Origin of the sequence: Longimicrobium sp. (genome assembly GCA_036377595.1) — a bacterium.
In the GTDB taxonomy this organism is placed as follows: domain Bacteria; phylum Gemmatimonadota; class Gemmatimonadetes; order Longimicrobiales; family Longimicrobiaceae; genus Longimicrobium.
In genome coordinates, this window is sequence record DASUYB010000047.1 from 1 (window position 1) to 14,293 (window position 14,293).

Genomic DNA, 14,293 nt, shown 5'->3' on the forward strand with positions numbered 1-14,293 from the left:
GTTACACCTGTGTAAGCACTTGCCTCGATTCAGACCCCGCCGGACGCGTTGTACACGCGTCCGACGGGGTCTTGTTGTATCTTGTTGCTGTTCAACCTCTTATGGCCAACGTGTAAAACGGTGCTGTCGAACGCCTGCACAGAGACACGGAGGAAAAAGAGAGGCACAGAGAACTCACCGTGGTCCTCTGTGCCTCTCCGTTTTCTCCGTGCCTCTGTGTGATTTCTGTTGATTAGTCGGTACGGCGCTCGACGGGCGCGGCGCCGGCGAGGGCGGTGTCGAGCTGGTCGTCCGTCCATCCTTCCCAGTCGGCCGGCGTGGGCACGATGCGGCGCTTGACGCCCGAGCACTCGAAGCACAGCCACCCGTGCGTCATTCCCGCGCTGAGCGAGACCAGCCGGTCCTTGTGGGCGAGCGTGGGGATCACGTTCCACACCGTCCAGGTGCTTCCGTCGCGCGAGGTGAAGGTCCGCAGGGCCATGGGAGGGGCAGGGACGAGGGGAGGATGCAACGAATGGGATCACCGCGTGGTGCGTTTCCATCTACGGTAATCGAAGAAACGCGTGGAGTGCAAGCGTCATCCGTAGCAGATGGCCTCCCGCGCTACTCCCCGCGCAGCCGGGCGGCGTCCACGTTGGCGGCGATCAGCACCCGCGCGATGGCGCGCGCGGCCACGGGCGAGACGAAGTGCCCCGCCGGCACCAGCAGCCGCAGCGGCGCGGAGATTCGGCGCAGCGCCGCGAGGGTCGCCACGACGGGCTCCGCCGGGTCCAGCGCGGCCACCGCGTCGGCGTCGCCGGCGAGGACCACGCGGATCCCCTCGCCGCCCTCGAAGGCGCGCAGGCGGTCGCCGTAGCGCTCGTCCGCCAGCACCGCGGTCACCGGGCCGCGGCGGAGGCGTGCCTCGATCGTCGCCACCATCTCCGGGTTGGCGGTGGCGATCACCAGCGGCTTTCCCAGCGTGTCGGCCAGCGGGCGGACGACGTGCGCGTGGAAGGGGGTGGTGACGACGAGGTCGGCCTCGCGCATCGCCTCGGCCAGCTCGTGGCGGGCGACGGCGTCGAACACGTCGTCGACGGGGGCGGGCGTGGCCTTCATCCCCCACTGGTGCGACATCTCGTGCGCCAGCGCCGTCCGCGCGTCCTCCGTGGCGTCGACGCACAGGCAGTGGAGCGGCACCGTGGCGGTCCATCTCCGCACCAGGTCGGGGAGATGGGGGACGCGCACCTGCAGCTCCGACGCCTCCTCCAGCACCTTCGACAGCCACTCGGCGCTCTCGTTCAGCTCCGGCCCGTGCGGCCTGGGGAGCGGGGCGATGACCACGCCGCGGCGGTTGCGGATCTCCACCAGCCCGTCCGCGGCCAGCCGCTGGTAGGCGGCGGAGACGATGCGGTGGTCCGTCTCGGACACCTGCGCCGCCTCGCGGATGCTGGGAAGGCGGTCGCCGGGGCGGAGATGCCCGGTGTGCACGCCCGCCGCCACGCCCGCCCGCAGCCGCGCCGCGAACTCGCCGCGGCCGCGCGGGGAAAGGAGCACGCGGCGCAGCTCGCCCGGCGACCACGGCTGCCGCCCGTCGGCCGCGGTCTCCGACGGCGCCGGCTCGCCCGCGCGGCGCATCAGCGCCACGGTGCCCGTCACCGCGCCGATGGCGTCGGTCACGGGCGCCAGCAGGAGCTCCACCTTGCGCGTCTTGCCGTCCGTGCACGCCGCCTCGGCCACTGCGCGGCAGGGCTCCGCGTCGGGGCCCGCGGCGCGCATGGCGTCGAGCAGGTGCAGCAGCTCGTCGGTGACCGCGGGGTTGGGGCGGCCGGCCAGCTCGTCCTCGCGCCACCCCAGCAGCCGCTCGGCGGCGCGGTTCCAGGTCAGCACCGTGCCGTCGAGGTCCATCGCCGCCGCGGCTGCGGGAAGCGAGTCGACCAGCGCCCGCAGCGCTTCGGCGTCTCCTCCCGCATCCTTGTCGACGGCCGGCGCGGACGAGGGGCGGAGCGACCACGCCACGCCCTCGCCCACGCCGCACGCCCACGCGGCCGCCTCCACGCGCACCGGCAGCCGGCGGCCGGGGCGGAGGCGCAGCTCCAGGCGGCGCGGCTCGATGCTGGCGCGCACCATCGCCAGCACGTCGCGGAGCGCGGGCCGGTCGCCCTCCATGACGAAGGTCTCCAGCGCGGCCCCGGCCAGGTCCTCGCGCCGCGCGCCGAGAAGGGTGCCGACGGCGGAGTTGGCGTGGCGCACCACGCCTTGGCTGTCCGTCACCAGCAGCGCGTCGGGCGACGCGGCGAAGAGCGTGCGGAACGGCTCCGCCTCGCCGGGTGCCGCGTCGCCCTCGCCCCGGCGCTCCGCGACGAGGGCCTCGCGCGCCTCGCGCAGCTCGGCGGCGGCCACGTGCAGCGCGCGCGACGCCTCGCCCAGCAGCTGGCGCAGGAGGTCGGGGTCGGCGCTGTCCTGCGTCTGGCGGAGGCGCGGCTCCAGCGAGTCGAGGAGATGGGCGATCGAGGTGTGGTCCTGCATCACTCGGCGGCAATGGCGGTCCGGCCGCGGGCGTCGGCAGCCGCGCGGCGAGGGACGACGGATGGGCGTCGAATTTTTCCCGGCTCGCTGCCGCAAGGTTCCGGCCAAGGGAAGTGCTGAGTGATGAGTACCGAAGTGCTGAGTGGGAATCCAGCCGGGGCGAGCCGCGGCTCGCGACCGCCGCCGCTCCTCAGCACTCAGCACTCAGCACTTCTATCGTTTCCATCCGTTCCGCGTACTTTCATCCCGCCCATGGCGCGGCGCTTGCGCGCGGCGCGCGGGCCGGGAACGACCACATACGACGGACGGAATCTGCATATGCCGGAGACGATCGACGCCAGCCGCAGGATCGTGATCGAATGCGTGGAGCCGGAGCTGGACTGCGGCCGCTACGCCGTCAAGCGCGAGGTGGGCGACACCGTGCAGGTGTTCGCCGACATCTTCAAGGAGGGGCACGACGCCATCGCCGCCGCCGTCCGCTACCGCGCCGAGGACGAGACGGAGTGGCGCGAGGCGCCCATGCGCTTCTGGGACAACGACCGCTGGACCGGCGCCTTCACCGTCGACCGCAACTGCCGGTGGTACTTCACCGTCGTCGCCTGGACCGACTGGTTCGGCACCTGGCAGTCGGACCTGCGGAAGAAGTACGACGCGGGGCAGAACGTCTTCCTGGAGCTGTTCGAGGGGGCGCAGCTCGTCGCCGTCGCCGCGGCGGAGGCGGCGGAGCCGGACGCGGGGAAGCTGCGCCGCTTTCTGGTCGAGATCCTGGGCGACGAGCGGGGGGAGATCACGCATCTCCACGAGGAGGCGGAGTTCGAGACCATCGCCTCCATCCTCGAGGCGGGCGACGGGGACCGCACGCTCGCAGATCGCGTGGCCGCGGCGCTCGACGCCGAACTGCTGGCGCTGATGGAGGCCAACCCCATCCGCACCGACCTGACCGAGTACGATCGTCTCCTCCCCGTGCAGGTGGACCGCGTGGCCGCCCGCTTCGCCGCGTGGTACGAGCTCTTCCCCCGCTCGATGTCCGACGATCCCGCGCGCCACGGCACCTTCCGCGACGTGATCGACAAGCTGCCGTACGTGCGGGAGATGGGGTTCGACGTGCTCTACTTCCCCCCCATCCACCCGATCGGCCGGCAGTTCCGGAAGGGGAAGAACAACACGCTGACACCGGCGGAGGACGATCCCGGCTCGCCCTACGCCATCGGCGGCGAGGGGGGCGGGCACCGCGACGTGCATCCCGAGCTGGGGACGCTCGCCGACTTCCGCGCGCTGGTGGACGCGGCGCACGAGCACGGGCTGGAGCTGGCGCTCGACTTCGCCATCCAGGTGTCGCCCGACCATCCCTACGTGGCCGAGCATCCCGGGTGGTTCTACGTCCGTCCGGACGGGACCATCAAGTACGCCGAGAATCCGCCGAAGAAGTACCAGGACATCTATCCCCTGAACTTCTACGGCGACGACTGGGAGGGGCAGTGGCGCGAGTGGCGCGACGTGATCCTGCACTGGGTGGCGCAGGGCGTCCGCATCTTCCGCGTCGACAACCCGCACACCAAGCCGGTGCAGTTCTGGGAGTGGATGATCCGCGAGGTGCAGCGCCAGTACCCGGACGTCATCTTCCTCTCCGAGGCGTTCACGCGGCCCAAGATGATGAAGGCGCTGGCCAAGGCGGGGTTCACGCAGAGCTACAGCTACTTCACCTGGCGCAACTTCAAGGGCGAGCTGATCGAGTACTTCACCGAGCTGACGCAGACGCCCACGAAGGAGTACTACCGGGCGAACCTCTTCCCCAACACGCCCGACATCCTCCCCGAGTTCCTGCAGCGGGGCGGGCGGCCGGCGTTCATGATCCGCGCGATCCTGGCGGCCACGCTGTCGACGGTCTACGGGATCTACAGCGGCTTCGAGCTGTGCGAGAACCGCGCGCTGCCGGGGAAGGAGGAGTACCTCGACAGCGAGAAGTACGAGATCAGGGCGTGGGACTGGGACCGGCCGGGGAACATCCGCCCGCTGGTCACGCGGCTGAACCAGGTGCGGCGGCAGAACCCGGCACTGCACGAGTACGACAACCTGCGCTTCTACGGGGCGGACGGCGACGACATCCTGTTCTACGGGAAGATGACGGAGGACCGCACGAGCATGGTGTTCGTGGCGGTGAACCTGGACCCGTTCGCCGCGCACGACACCGTGCTGCACTTCCCGCTGCACGAGATGGGGATCGGGTGGGGCGACCCGTGGGAGGTGGAGGAGCTGCTCACCGGCGAGCGCCACTTCTGGCACGGCGCCGACCAGTGGGTGCGGCTGGAGCCCGACGCCCCCGGGCGCATCTATCGCGTGCGCGCCTGGCGCAGCTCGGAGACGGGCTTCGACTACTTCATGGCGCCGACGCTGGTGTGAGGGGCGAGTGCGAAAGTGCGAAAGTGCGGGAACGGTGGGATCTGGCGCGAACTGGATGAAGTGACGATGCAGCGTCCACGCTGAGTTCTCCCCTCCCCTGCGCAGCGGGGGAGGGGCCGGGGGAGGGGGCCTGCCGGGGGCGGGCAGGATGCTCGTCGAGATGATGGACGCATCCAGGCCACCTCTCCCCGGTACGCGAGAGGGGCGAGCTTAACCGAGCCGGAGAGGGCTCGATAAATGGCAACGGCGACAGCAAATCCGCGCTGTCGCCGTTCTCCATTGGTCCTGCGTCTCAATTCAACGCACTTCCGCACTTCCGCACTTCCGCACCTTCGCACTCTCGCACCCGTCACCACCTCGGCTCGGCGGCCATCAGCGCGGCGATCTCGGGGCCGGGGAGGGGGTGCGAGAAGAGGTAACCCTGCCCGTACTCGCACTCCAGCGACCGCAGCTCGCGCAGCACCTCGGCGCTCTCGATCCCTTCCGTCACCACCGCCACGCCCAGCGCATGGGCGAGGGCGACGATGGTGCGGACGAGGGGCAGATTCGCGCTCTCGATCACGAACGAGCGGTCGATCTTCAGCGCGTCCAGCGGCAGCCGGTGCAGGTAGCCGAGCGACGAGTAGCCGGTGCCGAAGTCGTCGATGTGCAGCTGCACCTGCAGCGCCTTCAGCCGGTGCAGCGTGGCCGTCACCTGCTCGGTGTGCTGCATCAGCACGCTCTCGGTGATCTCCAGCTTCAGCGTCCCCGGCGCGATCCCCGTCTCCGCCAGCACGCGGGCTACCCGCTCGGGAAGGTCGGGCTGCAGGAACTGCCGCGCGGACAGGTTCACCGCCATGGTCAGCGGCGTATCGCCCCGATGCGCGTCCTGCCAGCGGCGCAGCGCGTGGCAGGCCTCGGCCAGCACCCACATCCCCATCGGCAGGATCAGCCCCGTCTCCTCGGCCAGGGGGATGAAGGCGTCGGGGGGAAGGAGCCCGCACTCGGGGTGCTGCCACCGCACCAGCGCCTCGAAGCCGGCGATCCGCCCCGTCCCCAGCGAGACGATGGGCTGGTAGTGCACGCGCAGCTCGCCGCGGTCCAGCGCGCGCCGCAGATCGGTCTCCATCCGCAGCCGGGCGATGGAGCGGGCGTGCATCTCGCGGTCGAACACCTCGTACTGCCCCTGCCGCCCGTCGCGGCTTCGCCCCAGCGCGATGGCCGCGTCGCGCAGCACGTCCTCGGCGCGCTCGTAGCCGGTGTAGCTGAGCGCGATCCCCACGCTGGCCCCCGTGGCCACCTCCGTCCCGGCCACGGCGAAGGGGCGGGCGATCGAGTCCTGCAGGCACGCGGCCACCCGCGTGGTCTCCGCGATCCCGTCGATCTCGTTCAGCAGCACCGCGAACTCGTCGCGCGCCACGTGCGCCACCAGCGCGTCGGGACGCACGCACTCGCGCAGCCGCGCGGCCACGGCCACCAGGAGCTCGTCCGCGGCGTCGCGGCCGAGCGAATCGGCCACCAGCTGGAAGCGGTCGAGCCCCACGGCCAGCACGGCGAAGTCGGCCTCGCCGCGGCGCTCGCGCTCCACCATCGCCTCCAGCCGGTGCGCGAACAGGCCGCGGTTGGGGAGGCCGGTGACGGGCTCGAAGAAGGCGTTGCGCAGGAGCTGGCGCTCCATCCCGCGCCGCTGGGTGATGTCCTCGCAGCAGGTGACCAGCCCCACCACCTCGCCGCGCGAGTCGCGCACCACGTCGGAGCGCAGGAGCACGGGAAAGACGCTGCCGTCGCGCCGCACGTTCACCGTCTCGCGGCTCCAGCCGGCCATCCGCGCCATCTCCCGGCTGGTGATGGGGCGCGCGTGCTCGGCCGGCGCGAAGATGCTGGCGTGGCGGCCGCGCAGCTCGTCGACCGACCAGCCGTGCATCGCCGCCTCGGCGGGGTTCGAGTAGAGGATGTGCCCGTCGGCGTCGGTGATGGTGACGCCGATCTGCATCGTCTCCACCGCCTTCTCCAGCATCCTCAGCGACAGCCGCCCGCGCGCGCCGGCGATGGCGCCCACGAACCCCGCCTCGGCCGCGGCCGCGGGACGGCGCTCGAGCAGGTCGCCCGCCATCGACGCCAGGTGGTCCAGCACCTCGGCGTCCTGGTCGCTCCAGGCGCGGGGGCGCGTGTCGATGGCGCACAGGCTTCCCGCCACGCCGCCGTCCGCGGTGCGGATGGGCACGCCCGCGTACGCCACCTCGCCCAGCCAGAGCCCCGGGTTCCTCACCACCTCGGGATGCGTGCGCGCGTCTTCCACCAGCAGCGCCCGCCCCGTGGCCGTGGGAATGCGGCAGAGCGAGCGCGAGATGTGCGCCGCCCGGCGCGCCCGCCAGCGCGGGTCGTGCCCCGCGCGGCCGTAGAAGGCGCGGCCGTCGTGCAGGTGGATGATGGAGACGGGGACTGCCAGCACGCGCTCGGTGAACGCGGCGAGCCCGGTCAGCGTGTCGGGAGCGGGCGCGGACGAGCCGCGCGGCGTGACAGCTTCGAGGTTCGAAGCGGGCATTCTCTCCCCTGTGGCGGGACAGGATTCATTCCGGTGGGGACGGAATGCGGCGCCGCTCCCGTTCGGAGCGCGGCGGCAGGGACGCTGGGGGGATTTTCGCCGTGCGGAGGTGTTGACGACCGAAAGTAAACGCGCGTCACCGCGCGCGGTACCTTTTTAACCGCTTTGTGCGGAAACGGCCATTTCTCGCCGTCTCCACGGGCATCCCCGCAGATCCCCAGGAGCGGGGAATACGTGCGCAAGTGGTTCTGCGTCAATCGGTTTACGCGGCGTGAGGTGAACAGATGTAGGGGATGACGGGGATCCGCGATCATCTACCCGGGTGTCTGCGGTCCTGATTTTTCATACAGAGAAGCCGGAGGATCACAGAGGCGCAGAGAACCCGATCGCGGTCCTGACATGACTGGTGTAGGGAGCCGAAGACGTAAAAAAGGGCGCGGGGGATGGTCTCCCCTGCGCCCTGTCTCTTCGTCCCGGCCGCGGGCGAAGGGGGAGCATCTCCCCCTCGCCACGTTCAAATTATAGCCCACCCGGGGGCTTGCGGCCAGCCCCCCGTCGTGCTGCAGAGTTGTCGGCGAAAAATCGCCCGGCGAGAGGTTGCCGACAACGCACGAGGGAGGGAGCGGATGGACCGCTACGTACTGGATTTCCAGGAGATTGACCAGACGCAGGTCGCGGTCGCCGGCGGCAAGGGCGCGCACCTGGGAGAGCTCTCGCGGATCGAAGGCATCCACGTGCCGGACGGCTTCTGCGTGACGACGGACGCTTTCCGGCGGATTCTGGCGGACGCGCCGTCGCTCGGCGATCGGCTCGACCGGCTGTCGCGCCTGGAGCCGGACGACCGGGAGGCGATCGGCGCGCTCAGCGCGGAGATCCGCGGGACGATCGAAGGGATCGCCATCCCCGGCGACCTGGCGGCGGCGATCACCGGCGCGCTCGCCCGCCTCGGCGAGCAGGCCGCCTGCGCCGTCCGCTCCAGCGCGACGGCAGAGGACCTGCCGACGGCCTCCTTCGCCGGCCAGCAGGACACCTACCTGAACGTCGTAGGGCCGGCGGCGATCCTCCGGCACGTCAGCCGATGCTGGGCCTCGCTCTTCACCGAGCGGGCCGTGACCTACCGCCTGCGGAACGGCATCGACCACCGGCAGGTGCAAATGGCCGTGGTGGTGCAGCGGATGGTCTTCCCGCAGGCGGCCGGCATCCTGTTCACGGCCGACCCGATCACCGGCAACCGGAAGATCTCCTCCGTGGAGGCCGGCTTCGGCCTCGGCGAGGCGCTGGTCTCCGGCCTGGTGAACGCGGACGTCTACAAGGTGCGGGACGGCGAAGTCGTCGCCAGGACGATCGGCGCCAAGCGGCTCGCCATCTTCGCGTCGCCGGGGGGCGGGACGGAGGAGCGGGCGATCGAGCCGGAGCGGCGGGAGCAGCCGGCGCTGACGGACGCGCAGGTGGTGCGGCTCGCCGAGCTGGGCCGGCGGATCGAGGCGCACTTCGGCCGCCCCCAGGACATCGAGTGGTGCCTGGCCGACGACGACTTCCAGGTCGTCCAGAGCCGGCCGATCACCACGCTCTTTCCCATCCCCGAGGCCGGCGACGGGGAGAACCACGTCTACGTCTCGGTCGGACACCAGCAGATGATGACCGACCCCATCAAGCCGCTGGGGCTCTCCTTCTGGCAGATGTTGACCCCGCGGCCGATGGCCGAAGCCGGCGGAAGGCTGTTCGTCGACGTCACACAGATCCTGGCTTCCCCGGCGAGCCGCGGCAGCATGGTGGGTCTCCTGGGGAAATCCGATCCGCTGATCGGCGACGCGCTGCAGACCATCCTCGATCGCGGCGATTTCATTCCGTCGCTCCCGGACGCCGGTCCCGCATGGGAACCGCCCGGCGCCGGGTCCGAGACGATCGAGACCGATCCGGCCATCGTCGCCGAGCTGATCGCGCGGAGCGAGGCCTCCATCGCCGCCCTGCAGCGCGACATCCGACCGCTATCCGGAACGGCGCTGCTCGAGTTCATCCTCGCGGACATTGAGCAGCGGAAGCGCGTCCGGCTCGATCCGAGGAGCCTCCAGGTGGTCATGGCGGGGATGGAGGCTGCGTGGTGGCTGAACGAGCGCCTGGAGACGTGGCTGGGCGAGAAGAACGCGGCAGATACGCTCACGCAGTCCGTCCCCCACAACGTCACGTCGGAGATGGGCCTGGCGCTCCTCGACGTCGCGGATGTGATCCGCCCGCACCCGGAGGTAGTGGCCTTTCTGCAGCAGGTCGACGATGAGGATTTCCTCGACGAGCTGCCCGGGCTCCCGGGCGGGCAGGAAGCGCGAGACGCCATCCGCGCCTGGCTCGACCGGTACGGCATGCGCTGCGTCGGCGAGATCGACATCACGCGCCCGCGCTGGAGCGAACGCCCCACCACGCTCGTGCCCCTGATCCTCGGCAACGTCAGGAACTTCGAGCCGGGCGCCGGCAAGCGGCGCTTCGAGCAGGGGCGGGAGGAGGCCTGGAGGAAGGAGCAGGAGGTGCTGGAACGCCTGCGGACGCTGCCGGACGGGGAGCAGAAGGCCGAAGAGACGAAGCGGATGATCGACCGGGTCCGGACGTTCGCCGGGTACCGCGAGTATCCGAAGTACGACATGGTCAGCCGGTACTTCGTTTACAAGCAGGCCTTGATGGAAGAGGCCGAGCGCCTCGTGCGGGCCCGCGTGCTTCGTGAGAAGGAAGACATCTTCTTCCTCAAGTTCCAGGAGCTCCACGACGTCGTGCGCACGCGCCAGGCGGATGACCAGCTCATCCGCAATCGGAAGGAAGCGTTCAGGTCGTACCAGGCGCTCACGCCGCCCCGGGTGCTCACGTCGGAGGGCGAGGCCGTGGCCGGGTCGTACCGGCGTGAGGATCTGCCGGCCGGCGCGCTCGTCGGGCTACCGGTGTCCGCCGGGACCATCGAGGGCCGCGCCCGCGTCATCCTCGACATGGCGGAGGCCGATCTCGAGCCGGGCGACATCCTTGTCACCGCCTACACGGACCCCAGCTGGACGCCGCTGTTCGTCGCGATCGAGGCCTTGGTGACGGAAGTGGGAGGCCTGATGACCCACGGCGCCGTGATCGCGCGGGAGTACGGCCTGCCCGCCGTCGTGGGTGTGGAGCATGCCACCCGGCTGATCCGGGACGGCCAGTGGATCCGCGTGCATGGGACGGAAGGGTATGTCGAGATCCTGTCCTGATGCCGTTTCTCAGGATTTACCGTGCATTCCCATGTTCCCGAACTGAAGAATCTCACACGGAGGAAACGGAGGTAACGGAGGAACTGAACGCGATCGGGAGTTTCTCCGTTACCTCCGTTCCCTCCGTGTGAGTCATTCTTTTGTGGATGTCGGAATGCACTCCACACGTAGCCGGGCGGCACGTTAAGACGAAGGGGCGCTTCCGATGCTGGAAGCGCCCCTTCGTCGTGTGGGATGAACGGCCCGGCAGGTGGGCTGCGTCCGCGCCGGTTGCAACCTCCGGCATCCGCGAGGGATGAGAGACCGGCGGAACGCAGCCCATCTGCCAGGGTTCACCCGTACAGCGCGCCGGCCCGGCTGCCGGGGAGCGGACGGCTCCGCTCGCGCGCGTCCTCGCGGAGGTCGCGCAGCTCGGCGTTGAAGCGCTCGGCCGCGCGGTCGAACAGCTCGCCGCGGGAGATGGTGGCCGGGTCGCCGCCCACCAGCTCGCGCATGGCCCGGCGCAGCGCGTGGTCGGTGGCATACCCCGCGCCGCGGGCGGAGTTCACGATGCTCCGCCCCTCCTCGCGCAGCAGCATGGCCGCCAGCAGCACGCGCGTCCACGCCAGCAGCCGGCGCGGCGCGGGAAGCCCCTCGCGGCGGCACCACGCGGCCACGGTGCGCGGGTCGGCGCCGAACAGCCGCGCCAGCTCGGGCGCGCCGCCGCCCTCCACCGCCACCTCGCTGGCCGCGCGCAGCAGGTTGCGCGCGTTCTCCGACGCGTACTGCGAAAGGATCGCCTCCACGCGCCGCTTGAGCGGCCGCGCCCGCGTGTCGCGCAGCCGCGCCTGCACCACGGCGGGGCGCGCCTCCATCAGCAGGTCCAGCACCTGGCTGACGCCCCAGGCGAAGAGCGCCACCGCGTCAGGCCCGTGCTCGGGCACCAGCGGCAGCGCGGCGATCACCGGGATGCTGGGGCGCCACTCCAGCAACTCCCGCAGCCGCGGCGACGGCCCGGCGCCCGGCTGCGCGCCCAGGTACGCGTCGGCGATGACGGTGACGGCGGGCGGCGCGGTCTCCATCGCCCCGGCCAGGTCGTCCCACCCGTCGAACCAGCGCGGCTGGTACTCGCCCGTGCGCCGGGCCAGCGCGCGTAGCGCCGGCGTGGCGGTGATCAGCACCGTGCGCTCGCCAAGCCGCGTCACGGCGCACCACCTTCGGCGGCAGACACACTCATTTCGTGCAGTCGATGTGTGGATACGTCCACTTTGGCCCCTATGTTTGGGTGTCCGCTGGTCCAGGCCGGTTCACCCACAGGAGGTCGATTCCCATGAGAATCAGACTCGCGCTAACCCTTGCCGCCGCGGCCGTTCTCGGCGCGTGCGCCCAATCGCCCACGGCTTCGATCGTCACCACCGCGCCGCGGTTCGACGGTGGGAACGGTCTCGGCTCGGGCAACGTCACCGGCACCGGCGACGGCGGAACAACGACCACCACCACCGGGACGACTACGACCACATCGGGACCCAACACGATGGGTGCCGGGCACTGACACCATCAGGCGGTGAGGGCCGGCTGCAATGCTTGGATGACGTTCCGCGCAATCGAGTCCGCAGCGGCGGTTCCGTAGCGTTGCGGAACCGTGCGCGCGCTGTGGTCCGCGCCCTCTCGCCGCCTCACCGCATCAAGAGCGGACTCGACCTTGAAGAGCACATCTGCTTCACCCCGCGAACGGGCGATCAACTCGGCTCGTTGAAATGCGCTGACCGCCTGATCCCACGACGCCAGACTGGCCGCCCCTCTTCCGAGATCGAGAAAAGCCCCGGCGTGCAGGGATTCTTCCTGAACCAAGGGGAGACATGCATCCGCGCCTACCCAAGCGGAGGCAAACGCCGCCTTGTCGCCTGCACCGCCTGCGGCACGGACGAGTGCGGCGAAAACCTGGAACTTCTCGACAGGATCGGTGAAGCGCGGGACCAAGGAGCAGAGGACCGGCAGTGCTCGTGCAAAGTGCCCCTGCTCCATCCAGAGACAGGCGATGTCGTGGGCGAGAGCCGGGAGGCGTTCGTGATCGGGGAGATACCGCTCAACGACCCGTGCGGCGTACTCCTCGGCACGAGCGAATTCGTGCCGCTCCATCTCCAGAAGCATGAGGTTGTGAAGGATCTCTCCTTCGAGTATGCGAAGCCCATGGCGCGAAGCTACGAGCAATGCTTTTTCCAGCCGCCGCTCCGCCTTCGATTGACTGCCCGCGATATATGCAAGAACTCCCAGGCTGCTGAGCGAAATACTCTGGCCATAGGCATCACGCATCCATACCGCGACTCTGTGGCTGCGGCGATACCAGAATTCGGCTTCGCGCATGCGGCCGTGGCTCCTGAGCATCCGGCCCGCCGCCCAGGCGTAGCGCGGGTGCCGCGGAACGATCAGCGCGGCGAGGAGGGTGAAGGCGAGCGCCGTCTCGCGCGCGTTGTGGCCCGACGCCCAGTCCGCCACGCAGAAGCACGCCTGCGCCAGCTCGTCCCGGTCCGCGGGCGTGGTGCTGGCGAGATGGCGTGCGATCACGGCAATGCCGGCCCAGCAGGCGCATTCGTTCAGCTGCGCCAGCGCCTGCCGCTCGACGGCTGCGAGCTCCGGGACGCGGTTCTCGGCGCCGCAGCTCCAGAACAGCGCGGTGGTGAAGAGCGAAAAGAGGACGACGCCCTCGGCGGAAGGCAGCTCGCGGAGGATCTCGGATCCACTCACCGACGCGCCGGGGATGGCGGCGGGGTGCACCATCTGCAGCGGGGCGTGCGGAAGGTCGCAGGTGCTCCGGTGGCGAGCGCCCATTCTGCCTCCTCATTGTCGCGGGTCCGTGCGCCGCTCCGTCCGGGCGCACGCGAATGGTCGTCATATATCATAGGGGGACAAAGCGGACAAACCCAGTAGCCGAAACGGGCTTCCGCCACCCGCCCCACATCACACGCAACACGACAGGTTTGATGAGGATTGAGGCTGCGGCCTAGCCATGGGTACGATGCGGCACAGGATTCGTCCGCCTCTTCGCGGCCGCAAGGTGGCTGAGAACGCATACGGGGTGAAGGATCAATACGCTGGCAGCCACGCTATGAAGTCCCCAAACACCCGATAATCAAAAGGACCGACGGGAGGATTTGAACGCAGTTGCAAGAACAGAAGGGAGAAAGTTGGAAATTGGGAAAGTTGGAGCGAGTCACTTTTATTCGCGATCTGATTGCCTTATGATGAACGCCTGTCGACCCCATCCATCCCCGTAACGGAGAACAGGACGATGCAGAAGAAGATCAGGCTGGCCGTGGAAGAGCTCGCGGTGCTGTCGTTCGAGACCGAGCAGCCGGGCGAGGAGCGCGGTACGGTGGACGCGTACGCCAACTCGGGGATCGGCTTCACCTGCAAGTCGTGCCTGACCAACATCACCTGCTGCACGCCGCGCTTCTGATACCAGGTCCGGGCGAAGTATTGGTGCGTCCGATCGAATCTCCGTGCTGACGCGAGGATAGATCGGTAGTGACTCCCTTTGACATGGACGAATCGAACAGATAGCTTCTCGCGCCTGGGTTTCGCTGGCTTCCCCAAGCCTGGAGAGGGAGATGGCGCGCCAACGCACGAAGCAGAGTGAGCCGTGCCCGCACTGTGGAGGCAC

General features: G+C 69.8%; 9 protein-coding genes. 4 read left to right on the forward strand and 5 right to left on the reverse strand.

Features of this window, described 5'->3' with window-relative positions; translation table 11 throughout:
* Nucleotides 1-232: 232 nt before the first annotated feature.
* Both VF092_06860 and VF092_06865 read right to left on the reverse strand, forming a co-directional pair.
* Nucleotides 233-481 carry a hypothetical protein gene (locus VF092_06860; protein ID HEX6747002.1) on the reverse strand — a complete coding sequence of 83 codons (249 nt, stop codon included), beginning with the start codon at nucleotides 479-481 and terminating at the stop codon, nucleotides 233-235.
* Between the two features lie 122 nt (nucleotides 482-603).
* Nucleotides 604-2,508 (reverse strand): PAS domain S-box protein, encoded by a 1,905-nt coding sequence (locus VF092_06865; protein ID HEX6747003.1) that lies wholly within the window; start codon nucleotides 2,506-2,508, stop codon nucleotides 604-606.
* 318 nt (nucleotides 2,509-2,826) lie between these two features.
* Here VF092_06865 and VF092_06870 point away from each other — a divergent pair, with 318 nt between their 5' ends.
* Nucleotides 2,827-4,908, forward strand: a complete 2,082-nt coding sequence (locus VF092_06870; protein HEX6747004.1) for an alpha-1,4-glucan--maltose-1-phosphate maltosyltransferase — start codon at nucleotides 2,827-2,829, stop codon at nucleotides 4,906-4,908.
* Nucleotides 4,909-5,257: 349 nt separating this feature from the next.
* Here VF092_06870 and VF092_06875 read toward each other — a convergent pair whose 3' ends face one another.
* The gene (locus VF092_06875) at nucleotides 5,258-7,432 is read right to left on the reverse strand and encodes an EAL domain-containing protein (protein ID HEX6747005.1); all 2,175 of its coding nucleotides are present in this window, start codon (nucleotides 7,430-7,432) and stop codon (nucleotides 5,258-5,260) included.
* Nucleotides 7,433-8,058: 626 nt separating this feature from the next.
* On the opposite strand from VF092_06875, the gene rph reads away from it, so the two are divergent.
* Complete coding sequence (gene rph, locus VF092_06880; protein ID HEX6747006.1) at nucleotides 8,059-10,653, forward strand: rifamycin-inactivating phosphotransferase; 2,595 nt, start codon at nucleotides 8,059-8,061, stop codon at nucleotides 10,651-10,653.
* A 332-nt stretch (nucleotides 10,654-10,985) separates the two neighbouring features.
* On the opposite strand, the gene VF092_06885 is transcribed toward rph, so the two are convergent.
* Nucleotides 10,986-11,837, reverse strand: a complete 852-nt coding sequence (locus VF092_06885) for a helix-turn-helix domain-containing protein (protein HEX6747007.1) — start codon at nucleotides 11,835-11,837, stop codon at nucleotides 10,986-10,988.
* Between the two features lie 125 nt (nucleotides 11,838-11,962).
* On the opposite strand from VF092_06885, the gene VF092_06890 reads away from it, so the two are divergent.
* A complete protein-coding gene (locus VF092_06890) occupies nucleotides 11,963-12,184 on the forward strand; it encodes a hypothetical protein (GenBank protein HEX6747008.1) in 222 nt (73 codons plus the stop codon).
* Between the two features lie 5 nt (nucleotides 12,185-12,189).
* On the opposite strand, the gene VF092_06895 is transcribed toward VF092_06890, so the two are convergent.
* The gene (locus VF092_06895) at nucleotides 12,190-13,410 is read right to left on the reverse strand and encodes a hypothetical protein (GenBank protein HEX6747009.1); all 1,221 of its coding nucleotides are present in this window, start codon (nucleotides 13,408-13,410) and stop codon (nucleotides 12,190-12,192) included.
* A gap of 511 nt (nucleotides 13,411-13,921) precedes the next feature.
* On the opposite strand from VF092_06895, the gene VF092_06900 reads away from it, so the two are divergent.
* Nucleotides 13,922-14,089: a hypothetical protein gene (locus VF092_06900; GenBank protein HEX6747010.1), complete on the forward strand. Its 168-nt coding sequence runs from the start codon at nucleotides 13,922-13,924 to the stop codon at nucleotides 14,087-14,089.
* Nucleotides 14,090-14,293 lie beyond the last annotated feature (204 nt).

Excerpts from the sequence above, each read along its gene's own strand:
- VF092_06860 (HEX6747002.1), bottom strand. The coding sequence starts at position 481 with ATGGCCCTGCGGACCTTCACCTCGCGCGACGGAAGCACCTGGACGGTG.
- VF092_06865 (HEX6747003.1), bottom strand. The coding sequence starts at position 2,508 with ATGCAGGACCACACCTCGATCGCCCATCTCCTCGACTCGCTGGAGCCG.
- VF092_06870 (HEX6747004.1), top strand. The coding sequence starts at position 2,827 with ATGCCGGAGACGATCGACGCCAGCCGCAGGATCGTGATCGAATGCGTG.
- VF092_06875 (HEX6747005.1), bottom strand. The coding sequence starts at position 7,432 with ATGCCCGCTTCGAACCTCGAAGCTGTCACGCCGCGCGGCTCGTCCGCG.
- rph (HEX6747006.1), top strand. The coding sequence starts at position 8,059 with ATGGACCGCTACGTACTGGATTTCCAGGAGATTGACCAGACGCAGGTC.
- VF092_06890 (HEX6747008.1), top strand. The coding sequence starts at position 11,963 with ATGAGAATCAGACTCGCGCTAACCCTTGCCGCCGCGGCCGTTCTCGGC.
- VF092_06895 (HEX6747009.1), bottom strand. The coding sequence starts at position 13,410 with ATGGTGCACCCCGCCGCCATCCCCGGCGCGTCGGTGAGTGGATCCGAG.
- VF092_06900 (HEX6747010.1), top strand. The coding sequence starts at position 13,922 with ATGCAGAAGAAGATCAGGCTGGCCGTGGAAGAGCTCGCGGTGCTGTCG.